The sequence below is a fragment of the Pandoraea pnomenusa genome (assembly GCF_040391475.1).
GTDB classification, from domain to species: Bacteria; Pseudomonadota; Gammaproteobacteria; order Burkholderiales; family Burkholderiaceae; genus Pandoraea; species Pandoraea pnomenusa_C.
Map to the genome: position 1 here is coordinate 40098 of NZ_JBEBXS010000015.1, position 21900 is coordinate 61997.

Genomic DNA, 21900 nt, shown 5'->3' on the forward strand with positions numbered 1-21900 from the left:
GTCGTCATGTCTCCCGAGGCTTAGCGATTGACCAGCCGCGCCGGGACACGCAGTACCAGGATGGCGCCGATGAACGCGAAGCTCGCGAGGAAGTACATGCCCCAGTCGGTCGAGCCGGTCGTGTCCTTGATCCAGCCGATCGCGTAAGGGCTGACGAACGCCGCCAGTCCGGCGAAGGCGTTGATACCGGCGATACCGGCGGCCGCACTGCGTCCTTCGAGGAAGGCCGTCGGCAGGCTCCAGAACAGCGGCGAGCACACCATGCATCCGGCAGCGGCCACCGAGAGCATGGCAACGGCCACCGGCGGGTTATGACCAAACAGTGTCGAGAGGATGAGGCCGACGCCACCCACGATGAACGGAATCACCATGTGCCAACGGCGCTCGCGGGTCTTGTCCGAATGACGGCACACCAGCACCATCGACACGACCGCACATGCATTGGGGATCGCCGTGAGCAAGCCGATTTGCAGCAGCGACGTCACACCGGTGGACTTGATCACCGACGGAATCCAGAACGCCAGGCCCGACAGGCTCGACACCGTGCAGTAGCAGATCAGCGCCATGTGCAGCACACGGCGGTCCTGCAGCAATTTCCAGAGCGACACGTGCTCGACCTTCTCGCGCGTTTCCGCCGCCACGTTGTGGGCGAGGCGCGCCTTTTCGGCGTCGTTGAGCCAACGGGCATCGGTGATACGGTCGTCGAGATACGCCAGCACCGCGACACCCAGCACCAGCGACGGCACGGCTTCGATGATGAACATCCATTGCCAGCCGGCAAAGCCATGCCCCATGTGGAACGTCTGCATGATCCAGCCGGAGAGCGGTCCCCCGAGAATCCCCGCGAACGGCACGGCCGTCATGAAGATGGCGACGATCTGTCCGCGACGTGCCGACGGGAACCAGTACGTCAGGTACAGGATGATGCCCGGGTAGAAGCCCGCCTCTGCGGCGCCCAGCAGGAAACGCAGCACATAGAACTGGGTCGGCGTCTGCGCGAAAGCCATGGCCGCGGAGATGAACCCCCACAGGACCATGATGCGCGCCAGCGTCTTCTTGGCGCCGATGCGGTGCATCAGCACGTTGCTGGGCACTTCGAACAGGAAGTAGCCAATGAAGAAGATGCCGGCGCCAAGGCCATACACGGTCTCGGAAAAGCCGAGGTCGTCGAGCATCTGCAGCTTGGCGAAACCGACGTTCACGCGGTCGAGGAACGCGGCCACGTAGCACAGCATCAGGAACGGCACGAGCCGCCACGCCACGCGCCGGTAAAGTTCATTGTCGGCGGCGGCAGCGAGCGCGCCAGGGTCGGCATGCATGGGATGGCCAGGCGGGTTGCCCGCAAGGGATGCAGGGGACGGTGCGTTTTTCATCATAGGCTCCAGCGCGAATATATATCGTGACGAACTGTTGGCCAGGCGTGATGCGCACGAAGACTTCGGCATAAGCTTCGGGCAACACGTTCCCCTGCGGGCCTCGCGGCCTGCATGCCTGTTATGGGGTTGGGAAAAACCGGGAGGCGTCGCGTTGCCTGCCGCGTGCCTCCGTCAGACGCCTGCGCGTCTCACACGTTGTGGCGAACCGGCATCAAGCCTCCGGTGCCACCGCGCCGCGCCGTTCGACGATCATGCGATACGCCTCCGGACGACGGTGCTTTGCAAAATTGAAAGTGGTGCTCTTGTACGAGTGGCACAGATCGAGGTCGCAACGCGCGATGGCGAGTTCGTCGCCCTTGGTCGAGCACGCGGCCACGACTTCGCCCGACGGCGCGATGATGCAGCTGCCGCCGATCATCTCGCAGCCCTCTTCCTTGCCCGCCTTGGCCACGCCGACGACCCACGTGCCGTTCTGATAGGCACCCGCCTGCATCACCAGCTGGTTGTGGAACATCGACAGATCGTCGTGCTCCGGTGCGGGCGGGTTGTGGACCGGCGTGTTGTAGCCGAGCAGGATCATTTCGACGCCCTGCAGGCCCATCACGCGGTAGGTCTCCGACCAGCGGCGATCGTTGCACAGCGCCATGCCCATCACGCCGCCGAAGCCACGCCACACGTCGAACGAATCGCCCGGCTCGAAGTAGTACTTCTCCAGATGCTGGAACGCGCGCCACGGCTCGTTCTCGGCGTGACCCGGCAAGTGCACCTTGCGGTACTTGCCGATGATGTTGCCGTCGGCGCCCACCAGAATCGACGTGTTGAAGCGGTGCGGCCGGCCCGCGTCGTCGAGCGCGATTTCCGCATACCCGAGGTAGAAACCGATGCCCAGACGTTTGGCCGTGTCGAACAGCACCTGCGTTTGCGGTCCGGGCATTTCGCGCTCGTAGAAGGCGTCGATTTCCACCGGGTCTTCCATGTACCAGCGCGGGAAGAACGTCGTGAGCGCCAGCTCGGGGAAGACAACCAGGTTGCAGCCCATCGCGTGGGCGTTATGCAGATGTGCGAGCAGACGCTCCATCACGTCGGCACGGGAATCGGCGCGCTGGATCGGCCCGAGCTGCGCGGCGGCGACGTTGACGATACGGGACATTACGTTATCTCCTTGATGAATCCTCGAATCCCTGCGCGTCCGGTGTGCCGGACGCCTCCTCCAGGGGTACTGCCTGACAAATATCGGGTACGTGTTTCGATCTTCGGTGGGCCTCAGCCGGCCAATTCGGTCATCAGCGCCAGCAGCAGGTTAGCCCCGGCACCGATGTCGGCGTCGTGGGTGTACTCCGCCACGTTGTGCGAGAGCCCCTTCACGCTCGGCACGAAAATCATGCCCGCCGGACACACGCGAGCGAGCATCTGGGCATCGTGCCCGGCCCCGCTCGGCATGCGCCTGACCGAATGACCACGCTCACGCGCCAGCGACTCGACCCGCGCGACGATGCACTCGTCGAATTGCACCGGCGCGAAGTCTGCGAGCGAGCGATGCGAGACGCGCACGCCCTCGGCTTGCGCGAGCGCCTCGGCCTTCGCGAAAACACGACGCACGGCTTCCGAAAGCACATCAGCATCGGTATTGCGCAAATCCACAGTGAAGACCGCACGATTCGGAATCACATTGATGAGGTTCGGCGACACCGTGACATGCCCGACCGTTGCCAATTGGCCTCCGCCAAGCTCACGAGCGACGTCCCGCGCAAAGCTGGCAATCGCATAGGCGACATAGCCCGCGTCGTGACGCATGCCCATCGGCGTCGTACCCGCGTGGTTCGACACGCCCTCGACCGTGAACTCGGTCCAGTGAATGCCTTGCACGCCCGTCACCGCGCCGATCGTGATGCCCTCATGCTCCAGCACCGGCCCTTGCTCGACATGAAGCTCCACGAACGCATGCACGTCGGGACGGCCGACCGGTTGCGGGCCGGTAAAGCCGATACGCGTGAGGTTCTCGCGCACGGTGGTGCCGTCGATGCCCACCGTCTCGAGTGCGTCGTCGAGCGGCATGCCACCGACGTAGACGAGGCTGCCCATCATGTCCGGCGAGAAACGCGCGCCTTCCTCGTTCGTGAAGAACCCGACGGCGAGCGGCCGACGCGTGACGATGCCCGCATCGTTGAGCGAGGCGATGACTTCCAGCCCCGCGAGCACGCCGAGGTTGCCGTCGTAGCGGCCACCCGTGCGCACGGTGTCGATATGCGAGCCGGTCATCACCGGCGGGCCGTCTTCCAGACCGGCGCGCACGCCGACGACATTGCCGATGGCATCCACGCTCACCGACAGCCCGAGCTCGCGCATCCAGCCCGCGACGAGCTTGCGGCCTTCACCGTCGGCATCGGTCAGCGCCAGACGGCAACAGCCGCCGCCGTCGATGGCACCCACTTCGGCCAGCGCCGCAATGCGGGCCAGCAGTCGCGGCAGGTCGATGCGCAGACCGGAGATCTCGTTGTCCGGAGATACGGGATTGAGAAGCGTGCTCATGAGGCGTCTCGTCTCTCAGGCGGCGCGCGCTTTTTGGCCACCCGCTGCGTCAGCCGTCACGGCTTGCGCGGGCTTGCCGACGATCTGCTCGAACAGCACCGGATCGGTCGCGCCTTCGCTGCCGAAGACCAGCACGCGGCTCGACGCGTCGAGTCCCAGTTCCGCGCGGGCCTGCGCATCGGCTGCGGCGCCGAGACACCCGGCAAGTCCGGCGACGGCCGATTCGCCTGCGACCATCGGGGCGTCGCCGAAGCGGCCGTCCGCGAGAATGCGCATCGTCTCCAGCGCCGACGCGTCGTCGATGGTCAGGAACGCCTGTGCCCCCGGACGCAGGATTTCCCACGCGAGCAGCGAGACTTCGCCGCACGCCAACCCGGCCATCACCGTATCGAGGTCGCCGTGCACCGCCACCGGTTCACCAGCGCGCGCACTCTCATACAGGCAGGCAGCCTTGTCCGGCTCGACCACGATGAAGCGCGGACGCGCTTCGCCGCGCGCTTCGAGCGTCTCCCAGAAATGCGCGAGCACCGCGGCAGCAAGACCGCCCACGCCGCCCTGCAGGAAAACGTGTGTCGGGAGTTGACCCGATTCGTCGCGGAACTGCCGCAGCGCTTCGTCGGCCATCACGGCGTAGCCCTGCATCACGTCCTTGGGCACATCCATGTAACCGGGGTACGACGTATCCGACACTACGAAGCGGCCCAGGCGTGCAGCGTCTTCGGCGGCCTGACGCACGGCGTCGTCATAGTTGCCCGCCGTGCGCACGACCTCGGCGCCGTAATGCGCGATGGCGTCGACGCGGCCCTGACTGACGGTCGCATGCACGTAGATCACGCATTGGCAGCCGAAGCGCTGGGCGCCCCAGGCCACCGAGCGGCCGTGATTCCCGTCGGTCGCGCACGTCACGCACAACGTACGGGTCAGGTCGGCAAAGCGTCCCGAGAGCAGGTCGGCCACGCTCACGCCCTTCTCGCCGGTACGGGCTTCGATTTCACGAATAAGCAAACGGCTCACCGCATAGGCCCCGCCCAGCGCCTTGAAGCTTCCCAATCCGAAGCGGCCCGCTTCGTCCTTGTAGCGGATCTGCGCGACGCCGGCGGCGCGTGCCAGCCCGTCGAGCGCGACGAGCGGCGTCTCGGCGTAGCCGGGCCAGCGCGTGATTTCTCGCGCGGCCGTGGCAAATGCGTCGCCGCCCAGGATCGCGCGACGCGCTTCGCCATACGCGGCTTCGGGTTCGACGGCCGGGTTCACGAAGCGCTGCAGGCGCAGATTGGGAAGGGGGTGGGTCATACAAACTCCTCGGTTTCTGGGTGGATCTGTCGGTATCGTTACCGGCTATCGGCGCAAGTCGCCATAGTCGTCGTGCAGACGCTCGATGTGGGCAAGCCGCTCGCGCGCCGCGTCGCCAAGGGCCAGGCCCAGGCGGGTGCAAAGGTGGTTGATGACGCTCATGGCGGCGACATACGAATCGAACATGCCGGTCGTGCGGTTCACGCAGCGCAGCACGATGTCGCTGCGCGCGGGCAGTTCGGTCGCCGTCGGATCGGTCAGGATCACCACGCGGGCGCCCACGCGGTTGGCGTGCTCGACCATCGGCCGCAGCAACGTCACGCGGCGGCGGAAGTCCATGACGATGAGCACGTCGTCGGCGCTCATGTCGGCAAGGTCTTCCGCGAGGTTCAGGCCGGCGCCGGGCACGAGCAGCACGCCGTCGCGTACCTGCGTGAGCAATGCCCACATGTACTGGGCGAGCACGCGGCCGTTGCGGAAGCCCGCGATGAAAACGCGCCGGGCGCTCGCGCCGATCTCCGTGGCGCGCTCGAGATCCGCCGCGTCGATGCGTTCGAACGTGTGCGCCAGATTCTGAAGATCGGTGGCGAGATGCGCGCCCAGCGCCCCTTCCGGGGCGTCTTCCGTGGCTTCAGGGGCGGCAATGCCGGCCAGCGCGAACAGCGGCGAGCCGTGGTCGGCGTCGTCACGCATGCGGGTGCGCAGGTCGTTGAAGGTCTCGTATCCCAGACGCTTGAAGAAGCGCGCCGCCGATGCCTTGGAGACTTCCGCCATCTCCGCGAGCTCGGTGGCGGAGTACGAGGCCAATTGCGACAAGTGCGCCAGCGTCACGTCCGCCAGACGCTTCTCGCTGGGCGTGAAGTCGTTTTGCAGTTGCAGGATGCGGTCTTGAAGCGTGCCGTTCATGGTGTTTTCCAATCGGCCCGACGGTTCCCCCGGCGAGCGCAAAGTTGCGGGTTCCAGCATGCTGCCACCGTCTGCGCCGTTTGCATCGCAAGTTTCAGTGGCCATCGCTTTTTGGAACTTATGTTTCAGTAAACTATGTAAACGAAAATAAAGTGTCAAAGAGAAAAAAATAAAGTTGCCGCCCAAATGAAAAATGCCCGCCGAGTGGCGGGCATTGCATGCTGGAAACCGGGACGCCGCAGGCGCCCCGCAGGCGAGACGGTTACACGATACCGTCCAGCGCCTTGGCGAGACGATTCACCGCACTGTCGACGTCGTGCAGCTTCTCAAGACCGAACAGGCCGATGCGGAAGGTCTTGAAGTCTTCAGGTTCATCCACGCGCAGCGGCACACCCGCCGCGATCTGCAGCCCGGCGTCGGCGAACTTCTTACCGGAACGAATGCCGTCATCGTCCGTATAGCTGACAACCACGCCCGGCGCTTCGAACCCCTCGGCCGCCACGCTCTTGAAGCCCTTCGACTTCAGGAGTTCGCGAACCCGCTTGCCGAGTTCGATTTGTTCGGCCTGCACCTTGTCGAAGCCGTAGGCCTCGGTTTCCTTGATGACGTCGCGCAACGTCGTGAGGCTGTCGGTCGGCATCGTCGCGTGGTACGCGAAACCGCCCTTCTCATAGGCTTCCATGATCTGCAGCCATTGCTTGAGATCGCACGCGAAGCTGGTGCTCGTGGTCGCGTCGATGCGTTCCCGAGCCAACGCGCCAAGCATGACCAGCGCGCAGCACGGCGACGCACTCCAGCCCTTTTGCGGTGCGCTGATCAAGATGTCCACGCCACAAGCCTTCATGTCGACCCAGACCGTACCGGACGCAATGCAGTCCAGCACGAACATGCCGCCGACCGAGTGAACCGCGTCGGCCACCGCGCGCAGATAGCTGTCGGGCAGCATCATGCCGGAGGCCGTTTCCACATGCGGCGCGAACACGAGGTCGGGCTTGTGCTCCTTGATCGCCGCCACGACTTCGTCGATCGGGGCCGGGGCAAAAGCCGCCTGACGTCCTTGTTCGACCGGGCGCGCCTTGAGCACGATCGTTTCCGACGGAATGTTGCCCATGTCGAAAATCTGCGACCAGCGGAAACTGAACCAGCCGTTGCGAATGACCAGACACTTCTTGTTCGTCGCGAATTGGCGGGCAACCGCTTCCATGCCAAACGTGCCGCTGCCCGGCACCACGACGACCGACGCCGCGTTGTAGACCTTCTTCAGGGAAGCGGAGATGTCGCGCATGACGCCTTGAAAGCGCTGCGACATGTGATTGATGGAGCGGTCGGTGTAGACGACGGAATATTCGAGAAGACCGTCGCGGTCGACGTCGGGGAGTAGGCCTGGCACGTTCGCCTCCGATTTAAGACGAGTAAGGACGAAGAAAGACGAGTAAAGCGTTAGAACAGTGATTCTAACGAATTCCTCGGCTGCCGTAGCCGCTCCGAAACCTTACGCCAGGGCCGCCGTCGCTTCGGCCTCGCGGCGGACGCGGGCAAGCATGCGTCGCCGGATCAAACCGCTCACCGGGCGAATGAGATACCAGTAAGGCGCAAACTTTCGCCATATCTCGGGCGTGGGACAGAACACGCGCGTCTCGGTACTCAACAGCGTGTCGCCCGACGCCGTGGGCGTCGCCGCGAACCCCATCACCAGTTGGCAGACGTCGGTTCTGTCGACGGCCTTGAAGGCTTCAAGTGTCCGGACGTCGAGCAATCCGTAGTTCGCCTGCCAGAACGCCCCTGTCAGCCCGAACGCCATGCTCTTGTCGCCATCGCGACCGAGGAACGTGAAGTCATTGAGATCGAACGGACGCGCGCGGGTGTGGCCCATCCATTTCGCCGGCATCTCGCGCAAGCGAACGGCGGTGCGAATGAGAGGATCGGCGTGCGCGCGCAGATGTGCAACACAGTCGAGCAGGAGGCCGGAGGGCGCGCGCGCCGTGGTCGTATGGCGCTCGCGGAAGTCGTACCGCGGGAGAATTTCGTCGATCAGGGGCATGGGGGGTCCGACAGGTTACGGCACTGCGAACACTATGCCACGACCTGTCGACGGCCTTCTCGAGGTGCGACCGGATGACGCAGCGCTGCGCCTACTCCGGCGCAGCCCCCCACGAAGCCACGTTCTCGCGCAGGATCCGGTTCAGTTGCGGAGCGTCGACATCCGCCAGTTGTTCATGCGGATTCATCAGCCCCATGGGGAACGGCCAGTCGGAGCCGAACACCACGTGCGACTCGCCGAACACGGAAGCGCTGAGCGACAGCGCCGCCGCGTCGTGCGTGATGCAGTCCACATAGAACCGCGAGAAGATGCCGCGCGGCGACGGCAACGACGTATCGACGCCCGGACGCGACGTCCGGTAGCCGCGTTCGTACCGCCCGGCCAGCATGGCCGTCGCCCCGCCGCCGTGGGCGAGGCAAAAGCGGATATTCGGGAATCGCGTCGCCACGCCGCCGAACGTCAGATGCGACGCGGCCACCGCCGTCTCCACCGGGTTCCCCATGAGGTTCTCCAGATAGAACTTGCCGAGCCGCGTGTCGCAACAGTGCCCCGGATGCAGGAACAGGAACGCGGATTTCAGGTTGAGCGCGTCCCACAGCGGTTCGTACACCGTGTCGGAGAGCGTGCCGTCGTACCCGCCCGCCGCTGCGGCATAGCGTGCTTCGCCGCGGGTCTCCTGCACGATACGCAGCGCCAGTTCCGGATGCTCCAGCGGAAGATGCCAGAGCGGCGACAGTCGCGAGGCGAACCGGTAGCCGATGTCGTCGAGCCCCCGGTTGACATAGGCGCACCACGCACGCGACGCCTCCGGATCGAGCGTCTCGCGGTACATCGGCGGCGGGATCGACACCCACGCCTGCGCCACGCCCTGCTCGTCCATCCACGCGATCAGCGATTCCGGCGAGAACAAGGCGCTCACGCCAATGGTGTGGCCGTCGAGCGTCAGGCGACGGTTGGCCCGGTCCCATTGCACGCCCGGCAGCGACGACAACTGCGCCTCGTCGATCGGCGCAAGATGCGCGTGAACGTCGAGTGCGATACGGGGGTTACGCGGCGTTTGCATACCGTCTCCTGTTGTCTTGCCAACGGTCAAAGCGGTCAAAGTGGTCGAAGCGACCGCAGCGCCCATGAGCGCGCATCAGCGCGGTTCGAGATTGGCGTTCATCTCCTTGCCCCAGAACTCCGGCGACCAGCGCGGCCCCCAGGTGTACGGCAAGTCGTTCCAGTCCCGGCAGGTCCAGCGCTCCGTGATCTTGTCCATGTCCGCGTAAAACTCCACCCAACTGCCCCACGGATCGCGCACGTAGTGGAACAGGTTCGACGCAATCGCATGCCGCCCCGGGCCGAAGCCGTCGCCATAACCGGCATCGCGCATGCGCCACGCGCCGTACCCGATGTCGTCGAAACCCGGCACCTGAAAACTCGCGTGCTGAAAGCCGCGATGCGAGCTGTTGATGAGCCCGAAGCAATGGTGGTCGATGACACCCGAGCCGGCAGCCATAAAGGCCACCTTTCCTGCCGCGCGATCGGTCGTGCGCAGGCCGAGCACGTCCGAGTAGAAACGTTCGGCGCGCTCCCACTCCGACGTGAACATCAGCAGATGGCCGATGCGCAACGGCTTGCGATCCTTCTCGAGGGCTTGCCACAGATTGACGTCGACACGGTCCGCCGCACCGCCGAAATTGTGCGTAGGCACTTCGACACGTGGCAGCGCTTCCGGCCCGACCGGGCGAAGGTGAATCCAGGTGCCCCAGGGGTCTTCGAACCAAAGGCCCTCGCGCTGCCATCCGTGCGGGGCCTGACGGCTCACTTTCGCCCCGCTCGCCTCGATCTGCCGGGCAAACGCCTCGACCGACGCTGGCGCCGCGCGAAACGACAGATGATGCAAACGCTTCTGGTCGCCCTGCACCAGCACGATCTCGTCGCCGGATCGTCCCGGCGAGTTGCACAACAGCGCGCGGCCGTCGTCCGAGCGGCGCACGTCCAGCCCGAACGTACCGTAGAACTTCTCGGCTACATCGAGATCCGGCACTGTCATACCGAAGCCGTTGAGACCGTCCACTGACACCTTTTCCATGACACTCCTCGATTGAGATGGGTCCTGTCACGCAGCCAGTCGAATGCCCGATGCGCCGCGCAGATCCACCGTCGCCATGCGATTGCGCAATTCACCGAGGCCGCTGCCGCGCACGACCACTTCGTCGCCCTCATGCAGAAAGATCTGCGGCTCGCGCGCGTTGCCCACACCGCTGGGCGTGCCGGTCAGCAGCACGTCGCCCGGACGAATCGTCATGCCATACGACAATTCGGCAATCAACTCGGGGATGGAGAACGCCATGAGCCGGGTGCTGGCCGACTGAAGCACGGTGCCGTTCACGACACATTCGAGATGCACGTTGGTCGGGTCGATCTCGTCGGCGGGAACGAGCCACGGCCCGAGCGGCATCGTGGCGTCGATGCTCTTGCCCTTGAGCCACTGCCCGCCATGCCGGCGCTGGAGATCTCGCTGGGAAATGTCGTTGGCGAGACAGTAACCCCACACATGCTCCATCGCCCGCTCGGCGGGAATGCTCCGCCCCTCCTTGCCGATGATCACGACCATCTCGGCTTCGTAGTCCCATTTGGCGGACAACGAGGCGTCGTAGGCGATATCGTCGTAGGGGCCGATCACGGTGTCCGGGCCCTTCGTGAAGAACGTCGGCGCAATCGGCGCGGGCACATCCTGCCCTTCGCGCTTGCCTTTGCCCTCTTCGAAGTGATCCCAGTAATTCCAACCGGTGCACAGCACGTCGCGATGGAAGCGCCGAATCGGCGCCAGCAGGTGCGCCTCGCCGACCGGCACACGCGATGCCTCGCGCGAATCCGCGTGCCGCCGCGCGGCGGCCAGCCCCTCCTGTCCCGCCGCGATCAGCGACACCATATCGCCCATCGACGCCGGCAACACGACCCAGTCGTCGGCCTGACGAATCGCGATGCGCGGTTCGTTCTGGTACATCAGCGTTGCAATTGCCATGATGCTCCTCGATTCGTAATGACGTGGCGCACAGCGCAATCGATGCGCCTGACGCACACCGCCCGCGTCACTCGTTATGCGTTCGGCAGAACGGCGATGGCGTTGATTTCGATGAGATAGTCGGGCGAGACCATCTTGGTGACTTCGACCATCGTGGACGCCGGCAGCGGCGGACGGAAGTACTCGCGTCGCACCTTGTGGATCGCGTCGAAGTGCTCCATGTTGCGCACGTAGACATCGACGCGACACACGTCGTCGAGCGTGCCACCCGCGGCTTCCACGGCGTTCTTGATGTTCTCGCACACCTGACGCGTCTGCGCATCGATGTCGCCTACGCCGGCAATCGTGCCGTCCGGGCGACGCGCCGTCATGCCGGAGATGAACACCAGCTTGCCGCGCGCCTCGATGGTCGTTGCCTGCGAGAAATGCCCGTTCGGCGTGCGCAGTGCGTCGGTACTGATCTGCTCTTTTGCCATGATGTGATTCCTGAAGGTGTCGAAATGTCGGAAGGAAGCAGCGAATCAAAGGGACTGCCACGCGGGCGGTATCGCAACATGCGCCGCACGCGCCAATTCGGTCAGTTGCCGGGCGACGTCGTGCGATACGGGGCACGCGTCCTGATGGTCTTGCGAGGCCTGCCAGGCAATCTCGCCCGGGCTGTAAAGTCGCTCGATCCCGGCAGCCGCTTTCGACGAGCGAACGCGTGTTGCCTGTGCCGTCGCACGTTGATCTAGCGGACGCTGCAAGCCGAACTGCGATGCATCGATGGCGATGAATGCCTGTGCGCTGTTGTACGGCGACGCGTCGGCGCCGTAGAGCGGCTGCACTTCGTCGCCAACCGCACCGTCAGACAAACCGCCGCACAGCAGATCGATCATGAATGCCAGACCGAAGCCCTTCGGCCCGGCCGCAGGTAGCAACATGCCCGCGATGGCCTTGCCCGCGTCACGCGTCGGTGTGCCCTCGGCGTCCGTCGCCCAGCCGTCGGGAATGGCTTCGCCCGCGCCCTGCGCGAGACGAATCTTGCCCATCGCGCTGGCGCTCATAGCCATGTCGAGTTCCACGGGAATCTCGCCGGTGTGCGGCATGGCGATCGCCATCGGATTGTTGCCCACCACGCGCTGCGCGCCGCCCGGTGCGGGCATGAGCGGACGCGTATTGGCCATGACGATGCCCACGCAACCGGCGTCCGCCATCTGCCGTGCCCAGTAGCCCGCCTCACCGAGGTGGAAGGCATTGCGAACCGTGACCATCGCCAGCCCGTAGCGACGAGCGCGCTCGACAGCCAGCGTGCTCGCCTGTTTTGCGCTGACCTGACCGAAGACATTTTGTGCGTCGAGCACGACCGTCGCCTTGCCGTCGTGGGCGACAGCGGCGAACGCGGCTGTGCTGACCGAACCCGCACGCACGCGCGCGAGGTACATGGGCAGCAGCATCACGCCATGCGACGCCTTCCCTCCCATATCGGCGGCCACCAGCGGTCCGGCGACCTGCTCGGCCACATCCAACGGAACGCCTTCGGCGACGAGAAGGCTCGCGACCAGCGACCGCAAGGCCTGCGGCGCCAGGGCGGCGGAGGTGCGCTCAGTGGGCATCGCGTTCGTCCGTGTACCAGTCGGGCTTCTGCGGATAGTGCGGGCCGTCGTAGATTTCCACCACGACCGTCTCTTCGTGCGCCATCGTCGGCCCGTGCACGTTGCCTTTGGGATTGCAGTAGAAGCTGCCCGGCAGCAGGGTGACGCCCGTGGAGGTGTACTCGTACTTGCCGCTCAGGCAGTACATGAACTGATTCGACGCGTGCGAGTGCGGCGCGGGAATGCCCGCCCCCTTCGCGAACTTGATCAGCGCAATCGATGCGCCGGTCTCCTCGTCGCGCCAGAACATCTTTTCCGAGATACCGGCCAGCGACTTCTCGCGCCACGGCATCGACTCGCTATGCAGCAGGATTTCGGACAGGGACGGCATCGGTGCACCAGCGCTTGCGGACTGCGTATCGTTACGGCTCATGGAACGGTCTCCCAATATCAGAATCGACATCACACAGTGCGCCGCGCTCAACCCGCCGCGGCCATTTCCGCGGTATGCGGCAACCAGGGACGCAGCGCCACCTCGATGAGCGCGACTGCCAGATAGAGCAGCAGCCCGAGCAGCGCCAGGGAAATCAGCGCCGCGAACGCGAGCGGCGTGTTGAGTTGTGAATTCGCGACCAGCAGCAGATTGCCCAACCCCTCATTGCTGCCGACGAACTCGCCGATGACCGCACCAATGACCGCGAGCGTCACGGCAATCTTGGCACCGGAGAGCACATGCGGCAGCGCCGCGGGCATCTGGATCTTGGTGAAGATCTGCATGCGCGTGGCGCGCAGCGATGTCGCCAGTTCGATCAGATTGACGGGCGTGGTGCGCAGCCCCGTGGCCGTGTCCACGACAATCGGGAAGAAGGCCACCAGCCAGACCAGCGCCAGCTTGGACTCGATGCCCGTTCCCAGCCAGACCAGAATGATCGGCGCAAGCGCCACCTTCGGCACCGACTGCATCGCGATGAGCAACGGATAGAACATGCGGCTCAGCACCGGCGAATTCGCGATGGCGAACGCGATCGGCACGCCGACGACGAACGCCAGCGCAAAGCCGTACACGCATTCCTGCAAGGTCACCCATCCTTGCGAGAGCAGTGCCGCGCGGTCGGTCACGAAGGACTCCGCGATCTGCACCGGCGTCGGCAGCACGGCAATCGACACGTTGAAGAGCATCACGTAGGCCTGCCAGAGCGCCACGAACAGCACCACGCCGAGGGCCGGATAGGCGATGGCCCGAAGATTCAGTTTTTGCATTTCACGACTCCCAGGGCGGCACTGGCCTGATGCTCGTAGGCAGTGAATTGCGGTGTGAAGCGAAGCTCCTGGGTGCGCGGATATGGCAGATCGATGGCGATGCGCTCGGCAATCTTCGCCGGTCGTCGGCTGAAGACGAGCACCTCGTCGGAGAGATAGACCGCTTCGGAAATGCTGTGCGTGACGAACATCACCGCCGCGCCGGTATGCTCGCGCACCGACAGCAGCAAATCGTGCATCTCCATGCGGGTGAAATCGTCGAGCGCGCCGAACGGCTCATCCATCAGCAACAGCTTGGGTGCATGGATCAGCGCACGGCACAACGCCACGCGCTGCTGCATGCCGCCGGAGAGCTCATGCGGACGCGCACCGGCAAACGTCTCGAGTCCGACCAGCGCGAGCAACTCCTGCGCGCGGGCCTTGGCGGCCTTGTCGGCGCGGCCCAGGATCTCCATCGGAAACAGCACGTTGGCCAACACGTTGCGCCACGGCATCAGGTTGGCACTCTGGAACACGAACCCGAAATCGCGCTGCGCCCCGCTGATCGCTTCGCCGCGAATCCGCACGACGCCGGTCGTCGGTTTGGTCAGCCCGGCGACGATGCGAAGCAGCGTGGTCTTGCCGCAGCCGCTAGGCCCGAGCAACGACACCAGTTGCCCGGTTTCGAACGAACAGTCCACCCGTTCGAGCGCCACGGTCTGTCCACTCTTGCCGCGCGGCGGGTACACCTTGCTGACGCCCTCGATGCACGCGAAGGCATGCCCCGAAGACGCCCCCTCAGTCGTGCGAGGTGAGCCCGCCATATCCAGACGTGCGTTCATGCCGCCCCCTTGGGCAGAAACGCGGTCGTGAACAGTTCCGATGCCACCGGCGGCTTGCCCGTGACACCAATGTTCTGGGTGATGAAGTCGAGGCTGCGCTGCATCTGCCCTTCGTCGATCCAGCCCAGTCCGTGCTGGCGCGTTGCCGGACTCTGCGCCAGCGTGCTCAACAACTTGATTTCGCCGATCACGACGTCGCGATTGATGCCCGGCACGTAATTGGCCATGACCGCGCTCGCCCCTTCCGGATCGGCGAGCGTGTCGCGCCAGCCCTGCATTGCCGCCTTGACGAACGCGCGCACCGTGTCGGGACGCGACTTGATCATGTCGTCCTTCACCAGCAGGCCGTTGGCGTACAACTCCAGACCGTGCGAGGCCAGCAACAGCGTGCTCAATTGACCATTGGGCAGCGCCTTCTCCATGCCGACCTGACTGAAGATGAAATTCTCGATGGCGGGGACTTTCTTGCTGAGCAGCATGCCCACGCGCGCGGCACCGTCGACATTCACGAACTTGATCGACGACGGGTCCAGCTTGTGCTGCTTCATGAAGCCCTGAATCACCTTGGGCGAAAAGCTCCCGGCGCCGCTGGCGACTTCCAGTCCGCTCAGTTGTTCGGGCCTGGTGACGTTCGCCCCTTGCGTGAGCGAGAAGATGGCATAGGGCGCGCTCTGATAGTTCATCGCCACGAACCGGGCGCTGCTCGCGCCTCGCGCTCGGGCCAGCGCGACCGAAACCACGTCCGAGAACGCGAACTGTGCAATGCCGGATTCGAGTGCCTGAATGGCTTGTGCGGTGCCTTGGCCCGGCACGATCTTGACGTTCAGGCCGGCCTGCTTGAAGTACCCCTTGCCCAGTGCGACGTACCAGGGGGTGTGACGCCCGAGCGCCGTGAAGTCCAGCGACAGTGTGATTTCGCCGTCCGCCTGTCCCTGCGCACCGGCGTTATGCCACGCCCCCGTTGCCCATCCCGCTGCCACGGCACCGAGCGTTTTCACGACCTGTCGACGCTTGCTGTTCGTTGCCATTCCCGACCCCTGTAAAGAAATCCATTGATGACACTTCAAGCCAAACCTTCACCGCGTGTGCCGCGTTTTCCCATGCCCACGTCTGCTTTTCCCTGATTGTGGCGGACCACAAGACGTAATATAGTTTGTGACATGTTGTGTGATATGTTACTGACACGCAAGCGGAAAATTATTCCAACGGGGGTCCCGGGATGCGAATGGGGTTTTTGGCGTTTTGGCGGCAGGTGCTCGTCGATCGAATCGAACGACGTTGTCTCGGTGCAGCGATCTACGGGCTGGCATGTGAGCGGATCGGCGAAAGCGCTCGGGTAGAATGCCAGCCTCATCAGGCTGGGCAGCCCCCTTCGCCGATCTCGCGATCGTTTGCGGCGTGCGCCCGCTTGCTGGTAACCACACACAGCACGCGAAGCGCTATCGCGCGCGCGAATTTTCTGGCTTGTGTGGCGCCGCTGGCATGGCTGCGGCGTGAATCGCCGTCCGCAGCCGCGTCGAACGAACGCGCCGGGGACGATGCATGACCATGCGTAAGGAGATGCTTTCAGAAATGCTCAAGTCCAGTCCCGTCGATTTCCGCACGCCGGATACCTCGGACACGCCTCGCGCCACGCCTTCGCTGCGGCGACTCGTCAAGGCCCCCTCGCTCGCCGAGCAGGCGTACGAAGAAATCAAACGGCGCATTCTGTCGCTGGAATTTGGCCCGGGTCAGTTCTTCAACGAGTTGATGATCTGCGAGTTGATCGGCTTCAGCCGTTCGCCCGTGCACCACGCGATCCAGCGACTGAAGCTGGAGGGACTGATCGACATCATTCCGCGCAAGGGGCTTCAGATCCGCCGTGAGTCGATGGACGAAATCCTGGATCTGCTCGAAGCGCGTTGGGCCGTCGAGGCGAATGTTGCCGCGCTCGCGGCGCAGCGCCGCACCGACGCTCATCTGGATCGCATGCGCGCGCTGATCGAGGCGTCGCGCGCGTTGATTGGTGAAGGGGATCGCGACCGCTTCATGCAGATCGATCATGACTTCCACGCCGTCATCGCCGAGGCCGCCGGCAACGCGGCGCTCACGGAGATCATGCGCTCGCTGCACGAACGCTCGGCGAGACTCTGGAAACTTCGCTTGCTGGCACCGGGCGACCTCGTGCACACGCAGGACGAACACACGGCGGTACTCAAGGCGATCGAATCGCGCGATGCATTGGCCGCCGCAAACGCGATGGGCGCGCACCTGACGTCGCTGCGCCATCGCCGGGTCGCACCCGTCGCGACGGGTTGACAGGGACGGGCTGGGCCGACGCAGGACCGCTACCCTGCGTCGCCCGTTAGCGGCCGATCAATCGTAGGCCCGCGCATCTTCCACCAGCTTGCCGTCGGACGGCAACGTGCCGCTGGCGACGAAATCGACCTCGCCGCGCAGCCGCGTCACATCGCGCAGCGTTTCCTGCACCCGTGCCGCCAGCCCCTCGGGCGGCGCCTCGTTCGTCTCGCACAGCAGGCGCATGCGGTCGTCGCCCACCCTGCCCTCCACGCGCAGACGCACGCGAACGAGTTCCGGATAACGCCGGCCAATCTCGCCGATCTGCCCCGGATGCACGAACATGCCGCGCACCTTGACCGTCTGATCGGCACGACCGAGCCATCCCTTGAGCCGAACGTTGGTACGTCCGCACGGACTGATGCCGGGCTGCACTGCCGACAGGTCGCCCGTGGCGAACCGGATCAGCGGGTAATCGGGATTGAAGTTCGTCACGACCACCTCGCCGATTTCACCGTCGGCCACGGGGCGGGTACCGCCCGGCTCGACCAGTTCCACCAGCACATTCTCGTCGACGATCAGCCCCGCCTGGGCATCGCTCTCGAACGCGATCAATCCGAGGTCCGCCGTGCCATATAACTGGCGTGCGGTGATGCCCCGACCGTTGAACCACTCGCGCAGCGACGGCGGCAGCGCCTCGCCGGAGAGCGTCGCGCGACGGATACTGCTGATGTCCGCCCCGGCCGCTTCGCTCTTCTCGATGAGAATCTTCAGGAACGAAGGCGTGCCAGCGTAGGCCACCGGCTTCAGGTGACGAATCGCCTCGAGTTGCAACTCGGTCTGCCCGACACCCGCCGGAAACACGCAGCAACCGAGCCGCGTTGCCCCCGTCTCGATCATCATCCCGGCCGGCGTGAAGTGATACGAGTAGGTGTTGTAGACCAGATCCCCCGGGCGCAAACCGGCCGCGAACATCGCGCGGGCGAAACGCCACCAGTCGCTCCCGCGTCCGTCCGGCTCGTAGATCGGGCCGGGCGATTGATAGACATGCGCCAGCGCGCCGACGGGCGTGGCGTTCAGACCGCCCAGCGGCGGATGCTTCGATTGATATGCCGTCAGATCCGACTTGCGCGTGACGGGCAGACCGGCAAGCGCATCGCGCGTGCCGATCCGGCTCGCGTCGATGTCCCCGAGCAATTGCGAAAAATACGCCGCGTGCGTGCGGGCATGCGACACCTGCGCGGGCAGCGCCGCCAGCAGTGCCTTCTCGCGAACCTCCGGCGCACGGGTTTCCAGCGTGTCGAAGTAATCGTTCATATAGACGGGAATACGTAGAGGATGATCGGTCTGCAAGGGGGCGCCTGCACCCCGGTGTCGCTTACGCGATCCAGCGCTTGCGCCGGCGGTAGCTCTTGACGTTGCGGAAGCTTCCCGCGCTGCTCGCCCCGTCTTTGGCAATGCCGAGATAGAACTCTTTCACGTCCTCGTTATCCCGTAGGGACGCGGCGTCGCCGTCCATCACCACGCGACCGTTCTCGAGGATGTAGCCGTAGTCCGCATAACGCAGCGCGGCCATCGTGTTCTGCTCGGCCAGCAGGAAGCTGACGTTCTCGCGCTGGTTCAGGTCGCGCACGATCGTGAAGATCTCTTCGACGATCTGCGGCGCGAGGCCCATCGACGGTTCGTCGAGCAGAATCATCGACGGCTGCGCCATCATGGCGCGGCCGATCGCGCACATCTGCTGCTCGCCACCCGAGGTGTAGCCGGCCTGCGACTTGCGCCGCGTCTTCAAACGCGGGAAGTACGCGTAGATGCGCTCCAGCGCGTGCTGCTGGGCACTGCGCGAGGCGTGACGCACGTAAGCACCGGTGAGCAGGTTCTCTTCGATCGTCAGATGCCCGAAGCAATGACGCCCTTCCATCACCTGAATCACCCCGCGCTTGACCAGCCCGTTGGGCGAAAGCTTCTCGACGCGCTCGCCGCGATAGTCGATGGTGCCCTTCGTCACCTCGCCGCGCTCGGCGTGCAGCAGGTTCGATATCGCCTTGAGCGTCGTACTCTTGCCCGCACCGTTGGCGCCGAGCAGTGCCACGATCTTGCCATCCGGCACGATCAGCGACACGCCCTTGAGCACCAGAATGACGTGGTCGTAAATGACTTCGATATTGTTGACGCGCAAACTCGCTTCCATGCATCACTCCGAAATCGATGCCGCCGGGTCCGTCACCGGCCGTGAGTCGTCTGTGAGCGCCGTCGCCGCCCGCCGTCCACGCTTTCGCGTACAGGCGGCGACAGCGTCGATCACATCTTGTAGCAGGCGGGCGTAATGCCCTTTTCCTTCGCGTACTGCTTGGCCGACGCTTCGAACAGCGGGTGAATCAGTCGACGGTTGCCTTCGATCCAGTCGGACACCATCACCCACTTGGCGCCGTCCCACTGCTGAATACGCACCTTGCCCGAGCCTTCGTGGTCTTCACAGCTCGTCTTGATGTCAGGCAGCAGGCCGGTGGCGCCAATGGCCTTGAGTCGCGCCCCGTCGATGTTCAGGTTCTCGAACGCCCAACGCACCTGCACCGGCGTCATGACCTTGCCCTTGCCGAACTTGTTCTGCGCGGTGTTGAGCGCCTCGACCGTCGCGACCGCCGCCGACACGCCGCGGTTGTAGAGCACCGAGCCGACCTTCGACGGATCTTGCATGTTGCCCTTGCCTGCGCCGTAGACCACCTTCTCGATGTCGGCGATCAGCGGCACCTGCTTGCCCGCCACGTTCCACGTCGCGCTCATGTAGCCCTTGGCGGCCGGACCGGCAGGAATGGTGTCCTCTTCAGACCCCGCCCACCAGCTGCCGATGATCTTCTCGCGCGGATAGCCCACTTTCTGCGCGGCCTTGAGCGCGGTCTGGTTCATCACGCCCCAGCCCCAGAAGACCACGTAGTCCGGGTTCTCCTGACGAATACGCAGCCACTGCGCGCCCTGCTCGTTGCCCGGGTGCGCGACCGGGATCTCCACCAGGTTGAACTTGTGAATCTTCGATTCCGCCTGCATGGCGACGATCGGCTCCTTGCCGTAAGCCGAGTCGTGATACAGGAAGACGATCTTCTTGCCGTTGAGCGAGCCGCCGTTCTTGTCCGCGAGGAACTTGATGATGGCCGACGCCTGCATCTGATAGGTCGTGACCAGCGGGAAGGCCCACGGGAATACCGAGCCGTCCACGGCGTCGGTGCGCCCGTACCCCATCATCACGAGCGGCACCTGATCGGTCGCCGTCTTGTCGATCAGCGCGTAGGAAATGCCGGTCGCCATCGTGTGATACGCCGTGCCCTTGGTCACGGGGTTCTTGCCCTTGAGACGCTCGTAGCACTCCACACCCTTGGCGTTGTTGTACTCGGTCTCGCACTCCTCCCACGTGAGCTTCACGCCGTTCACGCCGCCGTTCTTCATGTTCACGTATTGCAGATAATCGATGAAGCCGCCGTAGAACGACTGGCCGTTCGCGCCATACGGTCCGACGCGATAGTCGGCCAGCGCAATGAACTGGTCGTTCGACTGCGCGAACCCCGTGCCTGCGGCCCCCATGCCGAGCACTAGCGCCATGCCCAGCGATGCCGTCAACTGTTTCGTGTTCATGCTGTGTCTCCGTCTGTGGTTTTATCTAAGGCAAAACATGCGCCGGCCCCACGCGACAACGCGTGCGGCACGGGGAAACCTCAATGCGGGAAGGGCCAGATGCGCAGCTTCTCCTTGGCAATTTGCCAAAGCCGCGCCAGCCCATGCGGTTCGACAATCAGGAAAAAGATGATGAGACCGCCGAACACCATCAACTGGATGTGCGAGACGGTGGCGTTGGTAAATGGCAGATGCAGGAACGACGCGACCGCCGGGAGCGTGCTGTCGAGCAGAATCGGCAGCAGCAGAATGAAGGCGGCGCCGAGGAAGCTGCCCAGAATGCTGCCCACGCCGCCGATGATGATCATGAACAGAATGCGAAACGACAGGTCGAGCGAGAAACCGTCAGGCTCCACCGAGCCGAGATAGCAGTACGCGTACAGCGCGCCCGCCACGCCGCAATAGAAGGAACTCACGGCGAAGGCCAGCAGCTTCACGCGCATGAGCGGAATGCCGATGACTTCAGCGGCCACGTCCATGTCGCGCACCGCCATCCAGGCGCGGCCGATGTGCGAGCGCACGAGGTTCTTCGCCACTAGCGCCATGAGCGTCACCACGCCGAGCACGAACAGGTACTTGCGCACGGGGGTGTCGACGTCCACACCGAACAGCGAGATCTTCTGCGCGGTGATGACGCCCGACGAGCTATTGTTCGAGAGCCACGGAAATTTCGTCAGCACCCAGAGCACGAAGAACTGCGCCGCAAGCGTGGCGACGGCCAGATAGAAGCCCTTGATGCGCAGCGACGGCAGACCGAACGCAATGCCCACGAGCGCGGCGCACACGCCGCCCAGCGCGAACGACGCGAGAATCGGCATCCCCTCGATGCGCAACTGGAAGTTGTACGACGCGTACGCGCCCACCGCCATGAACGCCGCCGTGCCGAGCGACAGTTGCCCGGCGTAGCCCGTCAGGATGTTCAGGCCGAGAGCGGCCAGCGAGAACACGAGAAACGGCACGAGAATCGCCGTGAGCCAGTATTCCGAGGCGACCCACGGCAATACGCCGAACGCCACGGCCAGCACGACGCCCACGCTCACCCGGTCCTGACGGATCGGGAAGATCTGGCTGTCGGCTTCGTACGAGGTCTTGAACTGCCCTGCTTCGCGATAGAACATGAATGGCCTCTGCGATGATGACGGGTGCT

At 64.5% G+C, this 21900-nt stretch carries 21 protein-coding genes; 1 reads left to right on the forward strand and 20 read right to left on the reverse strand.

Annotated elements, in window-relative coordinates; translation table 11 throughout:
* Positions 1-20: 20 nt before the first annotated feature.
* The 16 genes from ABWO90_RS16630 to ABWO90_RS16705 form a co-directional block, all read right to left on the reverse strand.
* Positions 21-1319, reverse strand: coding sequence for an MFS transporter (locus ABWO90_RS16630; protein WP_224796503.1), 1299 nt, complete (start codon positions 1317-1319; stop codon positions 21-23).
* Between the two features lie 268 nt (positions 1320-1587).
* Positions 1588-2526, reverse strand: a complete 939-nt coding sequence (locus ABWO90_RS16635) for an N-carbamoyl-D-amino-acid hydrolase (protein ID WP_150659354.1) — start codon at positions 2524-2526, stop codon at positions 1588-1590.
* 113 nt (positions 2527-2639) lie between these two features.
* Positions 2640-3905: a Zn-dependent hydrolase gene (locus ABWO90_RS16640; protein WP_353192336.1), complete on the reverse strand. Its 1266-nt coding sequence runs from the start codon at positions 3903-3905 to the stop codon at positions 2640-2642.
* Positions 3906-3920: 15 nt separating this feature from the next.
* Positions 3921-5195 carry a diaminopropionate ammonia-lyase gene (locus tag ABWO90_RS16645; RefSeq protein WP_353192337.1) on the reverse strand — a complete coding sequence of 425 codons (1275 nt, stop codon included), beginning with the start codon at positions 5193-5195 and terminating at the stop codon, positions 3921-3923.
* A gap of 45 nt (positions 5196-5240) precedes the next feature.
* Positions 5241-6101 (reverse strand): MurR/RpiR family transcriptional regulator, encoded by an 861-nt coding sequence (locus ABWO90_RS16650; protein ID WP_353192338.1) that lies wholly within the window; start codon positions 6099-6101, stop codon positions 5241-5243.
* 262 nt (positions 6102-6363) lie between these two features.
* Complete coding sequence (locus ABWO90_RS16655; RefSeq protein ID WP_353192339.1) at positions 6364-7491, reverse strand: aminotransferase class V-fold PLP-dependent enzyme; 1128 nt, start codon at positions 7489-7491, stop codon at positions 6364-6366.
* A gap of 102 nt (positions 7492-7593) precedes the next feature.
* A complete protein-coding gene (locus ABWO90_RS16660) occupies positions 7594-8142 on the reverse strand; it encodes a hypothetical protein (protein WP_353192340.1) in 549 nt (182 codons plus the stop codon).
* A 91-nt stretch (positions 8143-8233) separates the two neighbouring features.
* Complete coding sequence (locus ABWO90_RS16665) at positions 8234-9205, reverse strand: amidohydrolase family protein (RefSeq protein ID WP_353192341.1); 972 nt, start codon at positions 9203-9205, stop codon at positions 8234-8236.
* A gap of 75 nt (positions 9206-9280) precedes the next feature.
* Entirely contained in the window at positions 9281-10219 is a 939-nt protein-coding gene (locus ABWO90_RS16670; RefSeq protein WP_353192342.1) for a VOC family protein, read from the reverse strand.
* 27 nt (positions 10220-10246) lie between these two features.
* Complete coding sequence (locus ABWO90_RS16675) at positions 10247-11155, reverse strand: fumarylacetoacetate hydrolase family protein (protein ID WP_353192343.1); 909 nt, start codon at positions 11153-11155, stop codon at positions 10247-10249.
* A gap of 74 nt (positions 11156-11229) precedes the next feature.
* Positions 11230-11631: a RidA family protein gene (locus ABWO90_RS16680; RefSeq protein ID WP_353192344.1), complete on the reverse strand. Its 402-nt coding sequence runs from the start codon at positions 11629-11631 to the stop codon at positions 11230-11232.
* A gap of 45 nt (positions 11632-11676) precedes the next feature.
* Positions 11677-12750 (reverse strand): Ldh family oxidoreductase, encoded by a 1074-nt coding sequence (locus ABWO90_RS16685; protein ID WP_353192345.1) that lies wholly within the window; start codon positions 12748-12750, stop codon positions 11677-11679.
* Positions 12740-13162 carry a cupin domain-containing protein gene (locus tag ABWO90_RS16690; RefSeq protein WP_353192346.1) on the reverse strand — a complete coding sequence of 141 codons (423 nt, stop codon included), beginning with the start codon at positions 13160-13162 and terminating at the stop codon, positions 12740-12742. Before ABWO90_RS16690 ends, ABWO90_RS16685 begins: the two co-directional genes overlap by 11 nt.
* A gap of 47 nt (positions 13163-13209) precedes the next feature.
* The gene (locus tag ABWO90_RS16695) at positions 13210-13989 is read right to left on the reverse strand and encodes an ABC transporter permease (RefSeq protein WP_353192347.1); all 780 of its coding nucleotides are present in this window, start codon (positions 13987-13989) and stop codon (positions 13210-13212) included.
* Positions 13977-14810, reverse strand: coding sequence for an ABC transporter ATP-binding protein (locus ABWO90_RS16700; RefSeq protein WP_353192348.1), 834 nt, complete (start codon positions 14808-14810; stop codon positions 13977-13979). The genes ABWO90_RS16695 and ABWO90_RS16700 overlap by 13 nt, the downstream gene beginning before the upstream one ends.
* Positions 14807-15838 carry an ABC transporter substrate-binding protein gene (locus ABWO90_RS16705; protein WP_353192349.1) on the reverse strand — a complete coding sequence of 344 codons (1032 nt, stop codon included), beginning with the start codon at positions 15836-15838 and terminating at the stop codon, positions 14807-14809. The genes ABWO90_RS16700 and ABWO90_RS16705 overlap by 4 nt, the downstream gene beginning before the upstream one ends.
* 544 nt (positions 15839-16382) lie before the next feature.
* Here ABWO90_RS16705 and ABWO90_RS16710 point away from each other — a divergent pair.
* On the forward strand, positions 16383-17108 hold the full coding sequence (locus ABWO90_RS16710) for a GntR family transcriptional regulator (protein ID WP_353192350.1): 726 nt from the start codon (positions 16383-16385) through the stop codon (positions 17106-17108).
* Between the two features lie 57 nt (positions 17109-17165).
* On the opposite strand, the gene ABWO90_RS16715 is transcribed toward ABWO90_RS16710, so the two are convergent.
* The 4 genes from ABWO90_RS16715 to ABWO90_RS16730 all read right to left on the reverse strand — a co-directional run bounded on the left by ABWO90_RS16715 (position 17166) and on the right by ABWO90_RS16730 (position 21871).
* Positions 17166-18404 carry a phenylacetate--CoA ligase family protein gene (locus tag ABWO90_RS16715; RefSeq protein WP_353192351.1) on the reverse strand — a complete coding sequence of 413 codons (1239 nt, stop codon included), beginning with the start codon at positions 18402-18404 and terminating at the stop codon, positions 17166-17168.
* 61 nt (positions 18405-18465) lie between these two features.
* The gene (locus tag ABWO90_RS16720) at positions 18466-19278 is read right to left on the reverse strand and encodes an ABC transporter ATP-binding protein (RefSeq protein WP_353192352.1); all 813 of its coding nucleotides are present in this window, start codon (positions 19276-19278) and stop codon (positions 18466-18468) included.
* Between the two features lie 110 nt (positions 19279-19388).
* Positions 19389-20681, reverse strand: coding sequence for an ABC transporter substrate-binding protein (locus tag ABWO90_RS16725; RefSeq protein WP_353192402.1), 1293 nt, complete (start codon positions 20679-20681; stop codon positions 19389-19391).
* Between the two features lie 113 nt (positions 20682-20794).
* Positions 20795-21871 carry a branched-chain amino acid ABC transporter permease gene (locus ABWO90_RS16730; RefSeq protein WP_353192353.1) on the reverse strand — a complete coding sequence of 359 codons (1077 nt, stop codon included), beginning with the start codon at positions 21869-21871 and terminating at the stop codon, positions 20795-20797.
* Positions 21872-21900: the final 29 nt, after the last annotated feature.